Consider the following 14,659-nt stretch of genomic DNA (forward strand, 5'->3'; position numbering starts at 1 on the left):
AGAGCGCATGACTGTTAATCATGATGTCGTCAGTTCGAGCCTGACAACCGGAGTCAATTATTTGGAGAGTTGTCCGAGCGGCCGAAGGAGCATGATTGGAAATCATGTAAATGGGTCTAACCTGTTTCGAGGGTTCGAATCCCTCACTCTCCGTTAAATAATAAATGATATGGCCCGTTGGTCAAGTGGTTAAGACACCGCCCTTTCACGGCGGTATCATGGGTTCAAATCCCGTACGGGTCATTTTGGAGGTTTAGCTCAGTTGGGAGAGCGTCTGCCTTACAAGCAGAGGGTCACAGGTTCGAGCCCTGTAACCTCCATTCGGTCGCATGGTCTAGCTGGTTAGGACGCCTGCCTGTCACGCAGGAGATCACGGGTTCGAGTCCCGTTGTGACCGTTCTAAAAAAGCGTAAGCATTTATTGCTTACGCTTTTTTGCTGTTGAAAAATACATTTTAGCTAAAAATACCAACGATTAGAAGTAGATAACCGACCTCCTGTAAATAGTAGCTGTGGTTAATAAATCCCAGTTGTAAAGTAATTAGTAATAATTGTCCACCTGCAAATAAGATTAAGTGCCCACCATGAATAAAATGTATTAAAATTATTGTAATAACCGTGATCGCCCAGAAACCATAACTGATAATTGTGATAGGCCAATTGCGAGCTGTTAGTTCAAATAAATAAATAATGACTAAGAACACACCGATTTCTACAAGCAAGTTTTCTGGTAGAAATTGAATAGTACTAAAAATCTGAGTGATTAAATAGAAAAAAGAAGTCAGTAACAATTGGAATGAAAGCCGCAAAATTTGATTGTTGAACTGGTTGGGATAGATAAGCGGTACTAAGGCGAAGATACCTGTAATACCTAACAATAAGCCAATTAGTGGTAACTCATGCCAACTGATAATGAGCGCAAGAATGAGGGCAAATAACAAAGTGACGGCTGCAATTAAGCGTTTGGGCTTGTACTGCGGTGATAAAACAAGCAGTACAGTTAATAGACCGCCTAAGAGCGCCGTTAGATAAAAGGAAAGCCCCAAATGTTTTGGAAAACCCCAAGTTGCTAAAAGAACAATTAAGCCAAGATTGAGATAGTTAAAAAAAATAAGTAACTGGGGTTGGATTGAAGTTTTTAGATGCGGTTGAGTGAGATAGAACAATAGTAGTCCTTCTTTCTAGAGAATATGTGTTTTATCTTAACTTTTTTTGAAAAGAAGGTCAACGACTTTTGAAATGAAGTGTTTTTTGTGCTAGTATAGTAAAGTTATAAGAAGTTCCCGATAGGATTCACACAACTGTGAATAGGCCTTGTAACCGACACATAAATAGGGGGAAACATAAATGCAAGAAAGACATTTATTTACTTCAGAATCAGTTTCTGAAGGCCATCCAGATAAGATTGCTGATCAAATTAGTGATGCCATCTTAGATGCGATGTTAGCGCAAGATCCACAAGCACGAGTTGCTTGCGAAACAACTGTAACAACTGGTTTAGTGTTAGTTGTTGGTGAGATATCAACCACTGCTTATGTTGATATTCAAAAAGTAGTCAGAGAGACGATTAAGGGTATCGGCTATCGCGATGGTCAATATGGGTTTGATGGGGATAATTGTGCGGTAATTGTAGCACTTGATGAGCAGTCACCCGATATTGCACAAGGGGTTGATGATTCAATTGAATCTCGTGCTAAAGACGAAGATCCATTGGATAAAATTGGTGCAGGTGATCAAGGCTTGATGTTTGGATTTGCTGTTGACCAAACACCTGATCTAATGCCACTACCAGTTGCTTTATCACACCGGTTGATGCGCAGAGTTGCAGAGTTAAGAAAGAGTGGTCAGCTCGCTTATTTAAGACCCGATGCTAAGGCACAAGTCACTGTTGAATATGACGAAAACGAACAACCGGTAAGGGTAGATACAGTCGTTATTAGTACGCAACATGATGAAGATGTTTCGTTAGAAACGATTCAAAAAGATATCTTTGAACAAGCTATTCAAAATATTATTCCAGCCAAGTATTTAGATGATCAAACGAAGTATTTTATCAATCCGACCGGTCGGTTTGTGATTGGTGGCCCACAAGGCGATTCAGGGTTAACTGGTCGTAAAATTATTGTTGATACTTATGGCGGTTATGCACGGCATGGTGGTGGTGCCTTCTCAGGTAAAGATGCTACTAAAGTTGATCGCTCAGCGAGTTACGCAGCTCGTTACATTGCAAAAAACATTGTTGCTGCTGGGTTAGCCCATAAGTGTGAAGTTCAACTTGCTTATGCAATTGGGGTAGCAAAACCAGTTTCTGTTTCAGTTAATACTTTTGAAACTGGGACAGTTAGTGAAGAAAAAATTCAAACTGCGATTCGTGAAAACTTTGATTTGCGACCAGCCGGAATTATTCAAATGTTAGATTTACAAAGACCTATATATAAGCAAACCGCTGCATATGGGCACTTTGGGCGTACAGATGTCGAATTTCCATGGGAGCGTTTAGATAAGGTAGATGCTTTAAAGGCAAGTCTTACCAAACTAAATGTTTAATGTAAATCTGACGAGTAAAAGAGGCGGCCTTTTCTTAACTTATTTAGGTTAAGAAAGGGCTCTTTTTATGCTCAAGAATAGGAGAGGGAGCTAAGAATGGAACAAAGTAAAGTAAGAAAAACTAATGTATTGCTAGTGACAATTGCGATTTTTGTAGCAACGTTTATGACAGCAATTGAGGGGACTATCGTTTCAACGGCGATGCCAACAATTATCAGTAGTCTTCACGGAATGAGATTAATGAATTGGGTCTTTTCAATTTATTTATTAACGAATGCGATGATGACACCGATTTATGGCAAAATGGCGGATCGAATTGGGCGGAAACCAATCTTTATTTTGGGATTAGCCCTGTTTGTGGTTGGCTCATCATTATGTGGTTTATCGAATCATATGGGGACCTTGATTATTTCCCGGGCAATTCAAGGACTGGGTGCTGGTGCAATCATGCCAGTCTCATTTACGATTATTGCGGATATTTATCCGATTGAGAAGCGAGCGAAAATCTTAGGCTTTAATGGTTCAGCTTGGGGGATTGCATCAATTATTGCGCCCCTTTTAGGTGGTTTTATCGTTGATAAATTAACCTGGCATTGGATTTTCTTTATTAATGTACCAATTGGAATCATCACAATTGGATTAATTTGGTATTTTTTACGCGAAGAGAAGAAGACAAGTAACGAACCTGTCGACTATTGGGGCAGTTTATGGTTGATGGTAGCATTGTTGAGCTTATTATACGGCTTCCAAGTAATGGGGGAGGCACAGCCATCGCTCTTAGTCTTAGGGGCAATGTTGGTGATTGCCGTTGGGACGTTTTATCTCTTTATTCGTGTTGAAAAGCATGCGCAAGATCCCATTATTTCATTGACGTTATTTAAGAATCGAACGTTTGTTGTGCAAAATGCAGTCGCAGCATTAGTTAGCGGCTTCTTAATTGGCTTTGAAGTCTACATGCCGATGTGGATGCAAGGCATATTAGGTCTAAAGGCTTCAATGGGCGGCTTTGTTGTGACACCTAGTTCCGTAATGTGGATTTTTGCATCATTATGGGCTGGTCAATTACTTGTCAAGCACGCGCCTAGATCAATTTTGATGGGTAGTCTATGTATTTTAATTGTGGGTAGCTCAATCTTAGCACTCGTACCACAAGTAACCCCTTTTTGGTTTTTCTTATTAGTGGCAGCTGGTCTGGGTGTTGGTTTTGGGCTAATTATTACAACGACAACTGTGACATCCCAAAGCGTTGCAGGTGCTGATAAAGTCGGAGTTGCAACATCTTTTAATACGTTGAGTCGAACATTGGGGCAAACGTTAATGGTTTCAGTTTATGGGATTATTTTGAATCGACAGTTGGCTAGCGGTATTAAAGGTGATAGTCGGTTAAATCAAAATATGTTGAATGAATTAATTAATCCGGAAACAGCAATTAATTTACCGGAACATTTATTGCCAACATTACGGCATATTCTATATAACGGCTTACATCATATTTATTTTGCTTCAATCGTTCTAATTGCCGTTGCAATGATTATTAATTTAACAGATCATAAAATAAATAAAAAAGATTGACCAGTCATTGGTCAATCTTTTTTAATGGAATAAGACGCAAACCCCTTCGGGAGTTGATAATCCTTTTTGACAAGCGCTCAATAAGCCGGTCACTGCATCACGGCGATAAAGGGTACCATTATCACTATTCTGGTTGACCGCTAATAAGAAGCTGTCATCTGCCGAGAGATTGAAATCTCGAGGAAATTCACCATCTGTTGACATTTGCTGAATTTCCCGTAAACGGCGACGATCTTCACTAATTGCGTAGACTACAATTGAATTATAACCACGATTAGAAGCGTAGAGAAAATTACCATCTTTTGAAACACGAATGGCAGCACCACCATTGGCTTTGTGCCAATCGTTTGGCAACATTGAGTAGGTATTAAGCGCAGTGAAAGAACCATCAGTTGCATGATACTCTAAAACCGTCACTTCACTAGATAATTCGCCTAGGAGGTAAGCTGTTTTATGGTTAGGATGGAAAACTAAATGCCGAGTACCAAAACCAGGCGTACTCTTATAAGTTGCAACTTGCGTTAATTGGCCCGTATCGTCAACTGAATAAGTGGTAAGCTCATCGGTCCCTAAATCACAGACAACTAGGCGTTTATCAGGGGTAAGATCTGTATAATGAACATGTGCACTTGCTTGTTCAGGTCGTGGGCCGTGGCCTTCATGGACAGTAGTACTGGCTAAGGCTAAACGACCATCAGCTTGAATACGGTAAACGAGAATTTCGCCCTTATGGTAATTGGCTGCATAGACCAACTGACGCTCTTCATCAATTGCGACGTAGGCTGGGGGGGCGCCGACCGCCAAAACGGCATTTAAAAAGGTAGGCGAATCTTGCGTTAAATCGTATGCTGCGATACCACCTTGCTCGCCATCTTTAATCACAGTATAGAGAATGTTACGCTTTGAAATAGCTAAATAAGATGCGTTATCCAGTTTGATATATGGTTGGATATCACTTACAGTTGCTGTTGTAGCGTCAAAAATACCGCGATAAATACCTTTACCAACGCGGCGGGTATAACCACCAATTAAAACTTGCTCTGTCATAATCAGACTCCCTTCATCAATACTATTTGAGTATAGCATATTCATCCGAAAACGGTTTAATTAATTGCTAAAAAGGATTGATTAGCTCTAAAAGTAATGGGGGAGTATGCTACAATGGTAACATCTTAAGTAAGAGGAGATCTCATGATGGAAACGCAAGCAGAGGTTATTGCAATTGGGAATGCCGCTATTGATAATCACTCACCAATCGTGATTTTATTTGACGAGCAGGCAACTCCCGCACTTCAAAATGTGGCATTGATTCAACGGTTTACAGATGAACAAGCTAAAGCACGATTAACGTTATCGATGACGTCGCAAGTCATGATTGATCATCAACCATACGCGATAACTTTCATAGGTGCATTAGTAAATACTAATCTTAATAGTATTGGGCATGTCGCCTTAATCTTTGGCCCCGTTCCGCAAACAGATCAATTACAAAGCGGGCTTTACTTAGTCCCAGCTGGCGTCAATATACCTGCGATGCCAGTGTTTAAAGTCGGGACTCAAATTCAGTATCAAGAAATTAGATTGAAAATAGGTGAATTGATGTGACGGAGAACAAAAGGCCACAATCAGAACATTCGTGGTTTTTCAAATGGTTTTTAAATAAAAAACTACCCATTATTTTATTAAATATTTTACTCATATTATTGATTATTTTATTATTAACAAAACTTGCTTGGCTGTTAAAACCAATTCAGTCGTTAATGTTAATTATTGGTCTTCCAATATTGATTGCGGCTGTTTTGTATTATCTAACTAATCCGTTAATTGATTGGCTAGAACGGCGATGGCATTTAAATCGCGTACTTTCGATTACACTCATTTTTATCCTAATTGTTGGTTTACTTGTTTGGGGGATCGTGACGTTAATTCCGATTATTCAATCGCAGACAACTAGTTTGATTGACCAATGGCCGTCATATTGGGCCAACATTCAGACTCAAACAATGAAATGGTTTAATGATCCAGCATTTAAATCGCTTCAAAAACAGTTAAATGATATTAATACCGACCTTTTTAGTAACATATCCGATAAAGTGAATAAGATGTTAACTTCGACCGTTAGCCATATCGGTACGGCTGTTGGAGTTGCGACAAATGTTGTAATCGCAATTGTAACGATGCCATTTATTCTCTTTTTTATGTTAAAAGATGGGCACCGTATGAAGGACTATTTACTACAGTTTTTCCCGGTTAAAATTCGGACGACGACTGGTATTGTTTTGGAAGAAATCAATACGCAAGTTAGTCAATATATTCGTGGGCAGCTGACGGTGGCTTTTTGGGTGGCAGTTATGTTTACAGTTGGTTATTGGATTGTCGGGATGAAATATGGTTTAACTCTCGGAATTTTAGCAGGGATTTTAAACTTAATTCCCTATCTTGGCTCATTTTTAGCCTTGGTCCCGTCAGTCATTATAGCAGCGTTCGTTTCACCATTAATGTTGGTGAAGGTGCTGATTGTGTTTGCCATTGAACAAACTCTTGAAGGACGCTTAATTTCACCGCTAGTTTTAGGCAGCAAGATGGCAATGTATCCCGTTACAACGATTATCGTGTTGCTGGCTTCAGGAAAACTCTTTGGGCTCATTGGAGTCATTCTCGGGATTCCAGGATATGCAATTATTAAGATTTTGATTAGCCATGGCTTTGAATGGTTCAAGTCGGTTTCGGGATTATATGAACATTAAAAAATTACGTATAAAAATAATTTTGTACTAAGCGCTGACTATAAAATGTAATGTGTTGCTAAACGGCCTTATTCCAGTCTTCATTTGGGGTAAGGCTATTTTTGTGTGTTGAATGATAACCATGATTAACAGATTTGGTTCCTACTTAAAACAATTTGATTGCCACTTGCTAGTTTTTGCCGGTGAATAAGGCATCGTCTAACGATACTTAAATTCGTCCCACCGACAATCGGTCGGTGGGGTGTCACTGCCTAGTGGCGACATACTGCTATTATTAATCAAGATAATGACTAAACGTTTTTGACGAGTATTAGTTTTCCAATCTTGAATACTTAGCTCCGGGCATACACAAAAAATCCCCCATGAGCATTGGTTGAAATTAAATAATTTCAGCTAATGTTCATGGGGGATTATTATAATTACATTTTATGTGTGCTTTTTTGGTATTTCTAGAGAGTTAATTTCATATAGTGGTGGGGAATACCGGCTTCCATTTCGCCATCGCTAGTTACAACAAATCCTAATTTTTCGTAGAAACCAATGGCATGGTCTTGGGCAAATAAAATAATGTAAGGCGTTGTAGTTCGTTTAGCGTCTTCAATGATGGCTTCGATTAATTGATATCCGAGACCTTGGCCACGGAAAGCTTTGATGGTCGCCACACGTTGAATTCTAAAACCGCCGTCTTTTAAGACGTGAACACGTGCGGTAACTGCGGGGTCTTGGCTGAGGTAACCTACATAGTGAATTGTGTGATCTTCGTGTGCATCAATTTCTTGTGTTTCCGGCATATTTTGTTCTCGGACAAACACCGTTCTTCTAATGTAAGTTGCATCACGAAAGATAACACTGTTATCTCCAAGTGTATGTTTAATTTCCATTTGTTTCACACCCTTTTCTGCTCAATGTAGACGCTAAATTTAAGCGACAAGGGTAATTATACAGTTGTTTGCAGTGGGATTCAACCATTTCAAAAAGGTTTTTAGGTACCTAACTAAAAATGCGACACCACTAATTAATTGGTAATGTAACACGTTAAATAATTTTTAAAATTGATCGCCGTTGAAAATGGAATGGCGGACAAGGACATAATCGACCTGTTTCAATGATGAGAGACGATTACCGCCAGCATAAGAAATCGATGACTGTAAGTCCTGTTGCATTTCGGCTAACGTCGCACTGATGCTGTCTTTATAAGGGACTAAAATGCGTTTTCCTTCAATGTTTTGATGTGTTCCTTTTTGGAATTCAGAAGCTGAGCCAAAGTAGGCTTTAAATGGCTGTCCATTTTCTTCGATTAGTTGCCCTGGAGATTCAGTATGACCAGCTAATAAAGAACCAATCATGACCATGCTAGCCCCAAAACGAATTGATTTTGCAATATCGCCATTAGTCCTCAGACCGCCGTCAGCAATGATTGGCTTGGTAGCAGCTTTGGCACACCAGCGGAGCGCGGCAAGCTGCCAACCGCCGGTGCCAAAGCCAGTTTTAATTTTAGTAATGCAGACCTTTCCCGGGCCGATACCCACTTTAGTGGCATCAGCGCCAGCTTGCTCTAAATCACGGACTGCCTCGGGAGTACCAACATTACCCGCGATGACAAAGGATTGTGGCAGCATTTTTTTATGTGGTGAATCATATCTATAACAACTTGTGAGTGACCATGAGCGATGTCAATCGTTATATACTCTGGGGTTAAAGCGGCTTGGGTTAATTGCGTGATAAAGTCGAATTCGGTGTCTTTAACACCAACGCTGATTGAGGCAAAGAGTCCGCGCTGGTGCATCATTTTAATGAATGCAGCACGTTTTTCAGGTTGAAAACGATGCATGACGTAAAAATAATGATTTTCAGCAAGCCAAATCGCAAGCGGTTCATCAATAATTGTCTGCATATTCGCGGGCACTACCGGTAGTTTAAATGTTTCGGGGCCAAATTGAATAGCGGTGGTAATTTCACTACGACTTTTAACGATACATTTATTGGGAATCAGTTGAACATCTTCATAATCAAATACGTCCATTAGTAGCTCTCCTTGAACACGAACGATTTATTTGAAATAACCGATTATAGTCCGTGTATAATGCATGTTAATAAATTTACTCAGGAAAGTCAATCAAAAAAACACATTCGAACCCAAATAATGGGGAATGTGTTATTTAATATAACGATTGCGCCAAAAACGGTAAACTAAGACGCCGCCGATTACTAAAGAAATTAATAACGTAATCAACCAACTATTTTTGAAGCCAGATAGCGGTAAAGCAACATTCATTCCGTAAAAACTAAAGACTAGTCCAGGAATCGTGAGAATAATTGAATAGGAGGTTAGAAATTTCATAACGCTATTCATGTTATTATTAATGATTGACGAATAAGTATCGGCCGTTTCGTTGATAATCGTATTTGAAATTTCGGCCATTTCGATGGCTTGCTGATTTTCAATCTGAATATCATCAAGGAATTCAATATCAGCGTCATTGAGATTTAACATATTGGTGCGCATCAAACTGGCCAAAACCATCTTATCGGTCTTTAATGACATCATGAAATAGACTAAGCCTCGTTGAATGGTCATCAGATCAAAAAGTTCCTCATTCTGCAGTGAATTTTGGAGGCGGGTCTCAATTGTCTCCCGTGAACGATTGATATCACGTAAATACTGTAAGTAAATTGTTGAAATTCGGAAAAGAATTTGAAGGACACTTCTGTGGTAGTCTTGCGGATTAAAACCCTTAATCTGCCCATCAATGAAGCTCTGTAAAAAAGAGACTGGCGTTTTATTGATGGTTAAGATGGCTGAATCTGTTACAATAATACCTAGAGGACTTGTTTTGTAAAGGTATTTATCTGGGTTTTTGCTGTCTTTTTCAAGAATTGGCATGTCAAAGATAATTAGCGTGGCATGATAATCAGGATCGTGTTCAGCACGGGCACTTTCATCAGCATCCAGACTATAGTAGATAAAGTCTGAGGGAATGTGCAGTTTCTTAGTGAGCAGATCAATTTCTGCAGTTGATGGATCGGTTACGTTAATCCAACTATTGGATTGGATTTTCGTATGTTTGGTGAGCTTTTTTTTAGCACTGTCGAAGCGATAGGTTTCGAGCATGGTGACACTTCCTTCATCAATAACTTACTGTTAAGTCTACTGGATATTTCAAGAATGTAAAGTGTGGTATAAGGAGAATCGTTATTTGAAAAAAATTGAGTTAGCCAAGCAGTTTTTAAAGTCAAACTTGGCCGTATTACAATGTCCAATTTGTGAGGACACATTTATAAGTGTGGCCGAGCACCAATTACTTTGTGTTAATGGCCATAGTTTTGATTTCGCTAAAAATGGGACGTTGTATTTTCTAGCGAAGCAAATGAAATCTGAATATACTAGGGAAATGCTGCAACATCGTCGGGCCTTTTTACAGGCCGGGTTCTTTCAACCATTTTTAAGTGAAATTGCATCGCGGATTGTGCCTGATAGTTTAGTCCTCGATGTCGGTTGTGGTGAGGGGACACCAGTGCAACAGCTTAACGCGCAAATTCCCGCACGCTATATTGGTTTTGATATTTCAAAACCTGCGATTCAATTAGCGAGTGATTACAATTCCGATGGGTGGTTTTGTGCGGCCGATTTGGCACGAATGCCATTTGCTGAACATCGTTTAGATACCATACTCAATATTTTCTCACCATCGCAATATCAAGAATTTAAACGTGTCTTGAAACCAGGGGGACAATTGATTAAGGTGATTCCCAATGCCGGATACTTACATGAACTACGGGAATTATTGTATCATGGTCAAGCTAAAGAAAGTTATGATCATGGACCAGTCCTTGCCTTATTTGCTCAACATTTCCCCGATTATCAAGAATTGCAGATACAAAAAACCCTGTCGTTGACGCCAGAAACATTGCGAGATCTGGTGGAAATGACGCCATTAACGTGGACGGCGTCTAAAGAGCAGTTAGCAGCAATTACGCTAGCAGTATTACCTGAAATTTCCTTGGATGTGACGATTCTTGTGGGAAAATGATGAGAAATTAAAAAAAGTTTAAGAAATCTGATTGCAACTCTAAAATAAGGGCGCTATAATAACTCTAAGGAATTTTTTCCCTAACTTTTATCAGAATTTATTTTGATAAAAGTTAGTGATGAAATGACACTAACGTAGTTTCTCGCCGTGAATAACCGAGGGACTACGTTTTTTTATTTAATAAGCAAGGTAGAGCTTTCGTGAAATATATTGTATAATTAATCTACTGAATCTTTTTAAGGAAGTTTAGACTGTGACTAATCATATTGTATTATACGAACCATTGATTCCTGCCAATACGGGTAACATTGCCCGGACTTGTGCGGGTACGAATACTGTTTTAGATTTAATCGAACCTTTAGGCTTTGAAACTGATGATAAACATTTGAAGCGGGCTGGCCTTGACTACTGGGATCAAGTCCAAATTAACTATCATAAAAATTTAGATGCCTTTTTAGCAACGGTGACTGATCGCAAACATTTATATTTAATTACGAAATTTGCTGAGCAAGCTTATTCTGATCGTGATGTATCTGATACAAATAGCGATCACTATTTTATGTTTGGTAAGGAAACAACCGGTCTACCAGAAACTTTTATGCGGGAAAATGAAGCACAATGTTTGCGAATTCCCATGTCCGATCATATTCGCGCATTGAATCTATCTAACTGTGCGGCATTGGTAATTTTTGAGGCATTACGGCAACAAGATTTTCCGGGCCTTGAAAAGAGTCATCTGTATGACAATGATAAATTGAAATAAGGAGTTTTTTTGATGCAAACGAAGAAAGATCCAATAACTGTTGATGCGTTTCATTATGATCGGGTTGCACCTGATATCGAACCGCAGCAAAATATTCAAGTGAGTTTAGTGACAATCGATGAAGAAGACCCATATTTACAAGCAGCTGATTTGAGTGCGGGAAAGATTTATCAAATTGTGACCCCCTTCCAAGTGGCACCCGAAAAAAGTGGGTTTGCAGTTTCTGGTCAAATCTCACAAGTTGTACAACTTTTAGATTTTTTTGGGGAACCAAATGAAATTGATCAAAAAGATATGATGAAACTTTCACGGCCATTAATTGAATATATCGAAACATTGACATATCAGGTGACGGCAGTTGCTTTAAATCGTGGTGTACAACTCCAATTTACGGCCCAAGCCAACGAAGATTAATTGTGAAAAGGTTGTGGCAATTCTTGTCGCAACCTTTTTTGGTACCATAGTTAGAACACGAAGATAGTATAATTTATGGCTTTAGTAGACCGATTGTTCGTGTATAATGGATAGTAGGATTCAAGGGTGAAGGAGATTTTCATGGCAACGCAAAAAAAGAAAAGAAAACCAGCAACACGGAAAAAGAAACAACAAACGGATTTCACAGTCAACATTATCGGATTTGTTTTCATTCTTATTAGCTTGTTTGCTGGGTTTAAATTAGGCTTTATCGGAGCATTATGCGCTAATGTGTTTCGCTTATTTGTTGGTGACACATTTATTATTGGGACTATTTTATTTGCGCTTTTAGGGATTTATTTGCTGATATACGGCAAGCAGCCTAGGTTATGGCACCAAAAAACACTTGGGTTTAGCGTTGCTTATCTTGGTATTTTGGTTTGGTTATCAGCATTTATCTTACATCATCAGGCGATTAATAATCATTTCTTGGCGGCTACGTGGCAACTGTTATTGGAAGATTTCCAGAAGATGGCAGTGACAACTGAAGTCGGAGGGGGCTTAATTGGGGCTGTATTGTACGGTGTTTTCCATTTTTTATTTGCACAGATGGGTACTTATCTTGTTGCCGGCTTAATTGTCATCGTTGGCGGATTTATTTTCTTAGATATTCCATTTAGTGTTGTTGTTCGGAGTATCCAACACTGCGTGCATGGTATTTTTAAAGTCGGTACTTATATGCAGGCAGGGGTACAGAAGGTTTCGCAAAAGGGTAAAGCACAGGTGAGTGCCTTAAAAGAGCAAACAAAACCCGCGAGACAACATGGAGATACGCTAACTGAGACTAACGTGAAAATAGATGACTCCACAGATGGTCTTGATAAGACGCCCAAACAGCAACTGGAACCTTTTAAAATCAATGGGCCTAAGGACCTCCCCCAACCAATTGCTACGCAAACAGTGGCGATAACACCGGAACCGAAAATTGATGAAGATGATCAAGTATCAGACGTGGCGGAGTTGGCGCCATTACTTAGCACGGATGATGACTACGAATTACCAACGCCGGAATTATTGACTCAAATTCCGGCTGCTGATCAAAGCGCGGAATATGCAGCCATCGAGAAGAATCAACAAATTTTAAAACAAACATTTGACTCGTTTGGAGTCGATGTGACGGTAAAAAGTGCTAGTTTGGGGCCGGCTGTAACAAAGTACGAAATTCAACCAGCTGTCGGTGTGAAGGTCTCTAAGATTGTTAATTTAGCAGATGATTTGGCCCTTGCACTAGCGGCTAAGGATATTCGGATTGAAGCTCCTATTCCGGGGAAACCATATGTCGGTATCGAAGTCCCTAATACAACCGTTTCAACTGTTTCATTTCGCGAAATGATTGAACAGGAACCGCCACATCCAGGGAAACCATTGGCAGTTCCTCTGGGAAAAGATATCTCGGGAAAAGTGATTATGTCTGATTTGACGAAAATGCCGCACCTTTTAATTGCTGGATCAACTGGGAGTGGCAAATCGGTGGCCATTAACGGAATTATTACAAGTATTTTAATGAGTGCGAAACCACACGAAGTTAAGTTGATGTTAATTGATCCGAAAATGGTGGAATTAAATGTCTATAACGGTGTGCCACATCTATTAATTCCCGTTGTGACGAATGCCAAAAAAGCGGCTAATGCCTTGAACAAGGTTGTTAAAGAAATGGAACGACGCTATCAATTATTTGCTGATACAGGTCAGCGGAATATGCTTGAATATAACCAGTATATTCAAGGCCACAATGAAGACGGTGAGATTAAGGGCGCACCACTGCCTTATATCGTGGTCATCGTTGATGAATTATCTGACTTGATGATGGTTGCTAGCAATGAGGTTGAAAGTGCGATTATTCGCTTAGCACAAATGGCGCGGGCGGCCGGGATCCATATGATTGTTGCTACCCAACGACCTTCCGTCGATGTCATTACGGGATTAATTAAAGCTAATATTCCATCGCGAATTGCGTTTGCTGTTTCCAGTGGGATTGATTCACGAACAATTTTAGATAGTAGTGGGGCTGAAAAGCTACTTGGTCGTGGTGATATGTTATACATGCCAATTGGAATGAGTAAACCTGTTCGGGTGCAAGGTGCTTTTATCTCAAGCCAAGATGTTGAAAATATTGTGTCATTCATCAAGCAACAGCGTACAGCCGAATATGATGAAGAAATGATTCCAACGACTGAACAGGAAAATCAATCAACTGAAGAACCAGAAGATGAATACTATCAAAAAGCTGTTGAATTAGTAGTTAAGCAGCAGACTGCTAGTGTTTCAATGCTCCAGCGTCGCTTTAGAGTGGGGTACAATCGAGCGGCACGCTTGGTCGATGAGATGGAAAGTCGTGGTGTGATTGGTCCTTCAGAAGGTAGCAAACCACGCAAAGTACTGTTACAAAATATTTCAGACGAATCAACTGAAAATTAGAATGGATTAAAAAGGACGGGATAAATGTGAATTTATCCTGCCCTTTTTGAGTTCGTTGGTCTTTTTTGGTATGATAAGTGCGTGCTACGAAAAAGGATAAGTTGAAAA

Annotated in this window: 12 protein-coding genes, 4 tRNA genes, 1 pseudogene and 1 riboswitch; of the genes and pseudogenes, 12 read left to right on the forward strand and 5 right to left on the reverse strand. The window is 39.6% G+C overall.

Features of this window, described 5'->3' with window-relative positions; translation table 11 throughout:
- Positions 1-63: 63 nt before the first annotated feature.
- From FC90_RS08535 to FC90_RS08550, 4 genes are all read left to right on the forward strand, one after another.
- Positions 64-153 (forward strand) — tRNA-Ser (locus FC90_RS08535).
- Positions 154-171: 18 nt separating this feature from the next.
- Positions 172-243, forward strand: a tRNA-Glu gene (locus FC90_RS08540).
- A 4-nt stretch (positions 244-247) separates the two neighbouring features.
- Positions 248-320: transfer RNA gene (locus FC90_RS08545), tRNA-Val, on the forward strand.
- Between the two features lie 3 nt (positions 321-323).
- Positions 324-397: transfer RNA gene (locus FC90_RS08550), tRNA-Asp, on the forward strand.
- A 57-nt stretch (positions 398-454) separates the two neighbouring features.
- Here FC90_RS08550 and FC90_RS08555 read toward each other — a convergent pair.
- Positions 455-1,165: a hypothetical protein gene (locus tag FC90_RS08555; protein WP_057908822.1), complete on the reverse strand. Its 711-nt coding sequence runs from the start codon at positions 1,163-1,165 to the stop codon at positions 455-457.
- Positions 1,166-1,264: 99 nt separating this feature from the next.
- Positions 1,265-1,349, forward strand: a riboswitch (SMK box riboswitch).
- Here FC90_RS08555 and metK point away from each other — a divergent pair.
- Positions 1,347-2,546, forward strand: coding sequence for a methionine adenosyltransferase (metK, locus tag FC90_RS08560; RefSeq protein WP_057908823.1), 1,200 nt, complete (start codon positions 1,347-1,349; stop codon positions 2,544-2,546). Its footprint overlaps the riboswitch before it by 3 nt.
- Before the next feature lie 96 nt (positions 2,547-2,642).
- The gene (locus FC90_RS08565; protein WP_057908824.1) at positions 2,643-4,118 is read left to right on the forward strand and encodes an MDR family MFS transporter; all 1,476 of its coding nucleotides are present in this window, start codon (positions 2,643-2,645) and stop codon (positions 4,116-4,118) included.
- Between the two features lie 21 nt (positions 4,119-4,139).
- On the opposite strand, the gene FC90_RS08570 is transcribed toward FC90_RS08565, so the two are convergent.
- Complete coding sequence (locus tag FC90_RS08570) at positions 4,140-5,165, reverse strand: lactonase family protein (RefSeq protein WP_057908825.1); 1,026 nt, start codon at positions 5,163-5,165, stop codon at positions 4,140-4,142.
- Positions 5,166-5,309: 144 nt separating this feature from the next.
- Here FC90_RS08570 and FC90_RS08575 point away from each other — a divergent pair, with 144 nt between their 5' ends.
- The gene (locus FC90_RS08575) at positions 5,310-5,723 is read left to right on the forward strand and encodes a PTS glucitol/sorbitol transporter subunit IIA (RefSeq protein ID WP_226789460.1); all 414 of its coding nucleotides are present in this window, start codon (positions 5,310-5,312) and stop codon (positions 5,721-5,723) included.
- Positions 5,720-6,865 (forward strand): AI-2E family transporter, encoded by a 1,146-nt coding sequence (locus tag FC90_RS08580; protein ID WP_057908827.1) that lies wholly within the window; start codon positions 5,720-5,722, stop codon positions 6,863-6,865. Before FC90_RS08575 ends, FC90_RS08580 begins: the two co-directional genes overlap by 4 nt.
- A 449-nt stretch (positions 6,866-7,314) precedes the next feature.
- On the opposite strand, the gene FC90_RS08585 is transcribed toward FC90_RS08580, so the two are convergent.
- The 3 genes and pseudogenes from FC90_RS08585 to FC90_RS08595 form a co-directional block, all read right to left on the reverse strand.
- Positions 7,315-7,746 carry a GNAT family N-acetyltransferase gene (locus tag FC90_RS08585; protein WP_057908828.1) on the reverse strand — a complete coding sequence of 144 codons (432 nt, stop codon included), beginning with the start codon at positions 7,744-7,746 and terminating at the stop codon, positions 7,315-7,317.
- Positions 7,747-7,911: 165 nt separating this feature from the next.
- A pseudogene (locus FC90_RS08590) lies at positions 7,912-8,888 on the reverse strand (GMP reductase).
- A 132-nt stretch (positions 8,889-9,020) separates the two neighbouring features.
- Positions 9,021-9,977 (reverse strand): magnesium transporter CorA family protein, encoded by a 957-nt coding sequence (locus tag FC90_RS08595; protein ID WP_057908829.1) that lies wholly within the window; start codon positions 9,975-9,977, stop codon positions 9,021-9,023.
- A gap of 85 nt (positions 9,978-10,062) precedes the next feature.
- On the opposite strand from FC90_RS08595, the gene FC90_RS08600 reads away from it, so the two are divergent.
- The 4 genes from FC90_RS08600 to FC90_RS08615 all read left to right on the forward strand — a co-directional run bounded on the left by FC90_RS08600 (position 10,063) and on the right by FC90_RS08615 (position 14,551).
- Positions 10,063-10,896 carry a methyltransferase domain-containing protein gene (locus tag FC90_RS08600; RefSeq protein ID WP_057908830.1) on the forward strand — a complete coding sequence of 278 codons (834 nt, stop codon included), beginning with the start codon at positions 10,063-10,065 and terminating at the stop codon, positions 10,894-10,896.
- 253 nt (positions 10,897-11,149) lie between these two features.
- Positions 11,150-11,659: a tRNA (uridine(34)/cytosine(34)/5-carboxymethylaminomethyluridine(34)-2'-O)-methyltransferase TrmL gene (gene trmL / locus FC90_RS08605; protein ID WP_057908831.1), complete on the forward strand. Its 510-nt coding sequence runs from the start codon at positions 11,150-11,152 to the stop codon at positions 11,657-11,659.
- A gap of 12 nt (positions 11,660-11,671) precedes the next feature.
- The gene (locus FC90_RS08610) at positions 11,672-12,073 is read left to right on the forward strand and encodes a DUF1149 family protein (protein WP_057908832.1); all 402 of its coding nucleotides are present in this window, start codon (positions 11,672-11,674) and stop codon (positions 12,071-12,073) included.
- Between the two features lie 141 nt (positions 12,074-12,214).
- Entirely contained in the window at positions 12,215-14,551 is a 2,337-nt protein-coding gene (locus FC90_RS08615; protein WP_057908833.1) for an FtsK/SpoIIIE family DNA translocase, read from the forward strand.
- Positions 14,552-14,659 lie beyond the last annotated feature (108 nt).

This window comes from Latilactobacillus graminis DSM 20719 (assembly GCF_001436415.1).
GTDB classification, from domain to species: domain Bacteria; phylum Bacillota; class Bacilli; order Lactobacillales; family Lactobacillaceae; genus Latilactobacillus; species Latilactobacillus graminis.

Bases quoted from the DNA above. Each gene is read 5' to 3' on its own strand.
- metK (WP_057908823.1), top strand. From the start codon at position 1,347: ATGCAAGAAAGACATTTATTTACTTCAGAATCAGTTTCTGAAGGCCAT.
- FC90_RS08565 (WP_057908824.1), top strand. From the start codon at position 2,643: ATGGAACAAAGTAAAGTAAGAAAAACTAATGTATTGCTAGTGACAATT.
- FC90_RS08570 (WP_057908825.1), bottom strand. From the start codon at position 5,165: ATGACAGAGCAAGTTTTAATTGGTGGTTATACCCGCCGCGTTGGTAAA.
- FC90_RS08575 (WP_226789460.1), top strand. From the start codon at position 5,310: ATGATGGAAACGCAAGCAGAGGTTATTGCAATTGGGAATGCCGCTATT.
- FC90_RS08585 (WP_057908828.1), bottom strand. From the start codon at position 7,746: ATGGAAATTAAACATACACTTGGAGATAACAGTGTTATCTTTCGTGAT.
- FC90_RS08595 (WP_057908829.1), bottom strand. From the start codon at position 9,977: ATGCTCGAAACCTATCGCTTCGACAGTGCTAAAAAAAAGCTCACCAAA.
- FC90_RS08610 (WP_057908832.1), top strand. From the start codon at position 11,672: ATGCAAACGAAGAAAGATCCAATAACTGTTGATGCGTTTCATTATGAT.
- FC90_RS08615 (WP_057908833.1), top strand. From the start codon at position 12,215: ATGGCAACGCAAAAAAAGAAAAGAAAACCAGCAACACGGAAAAAGAAA.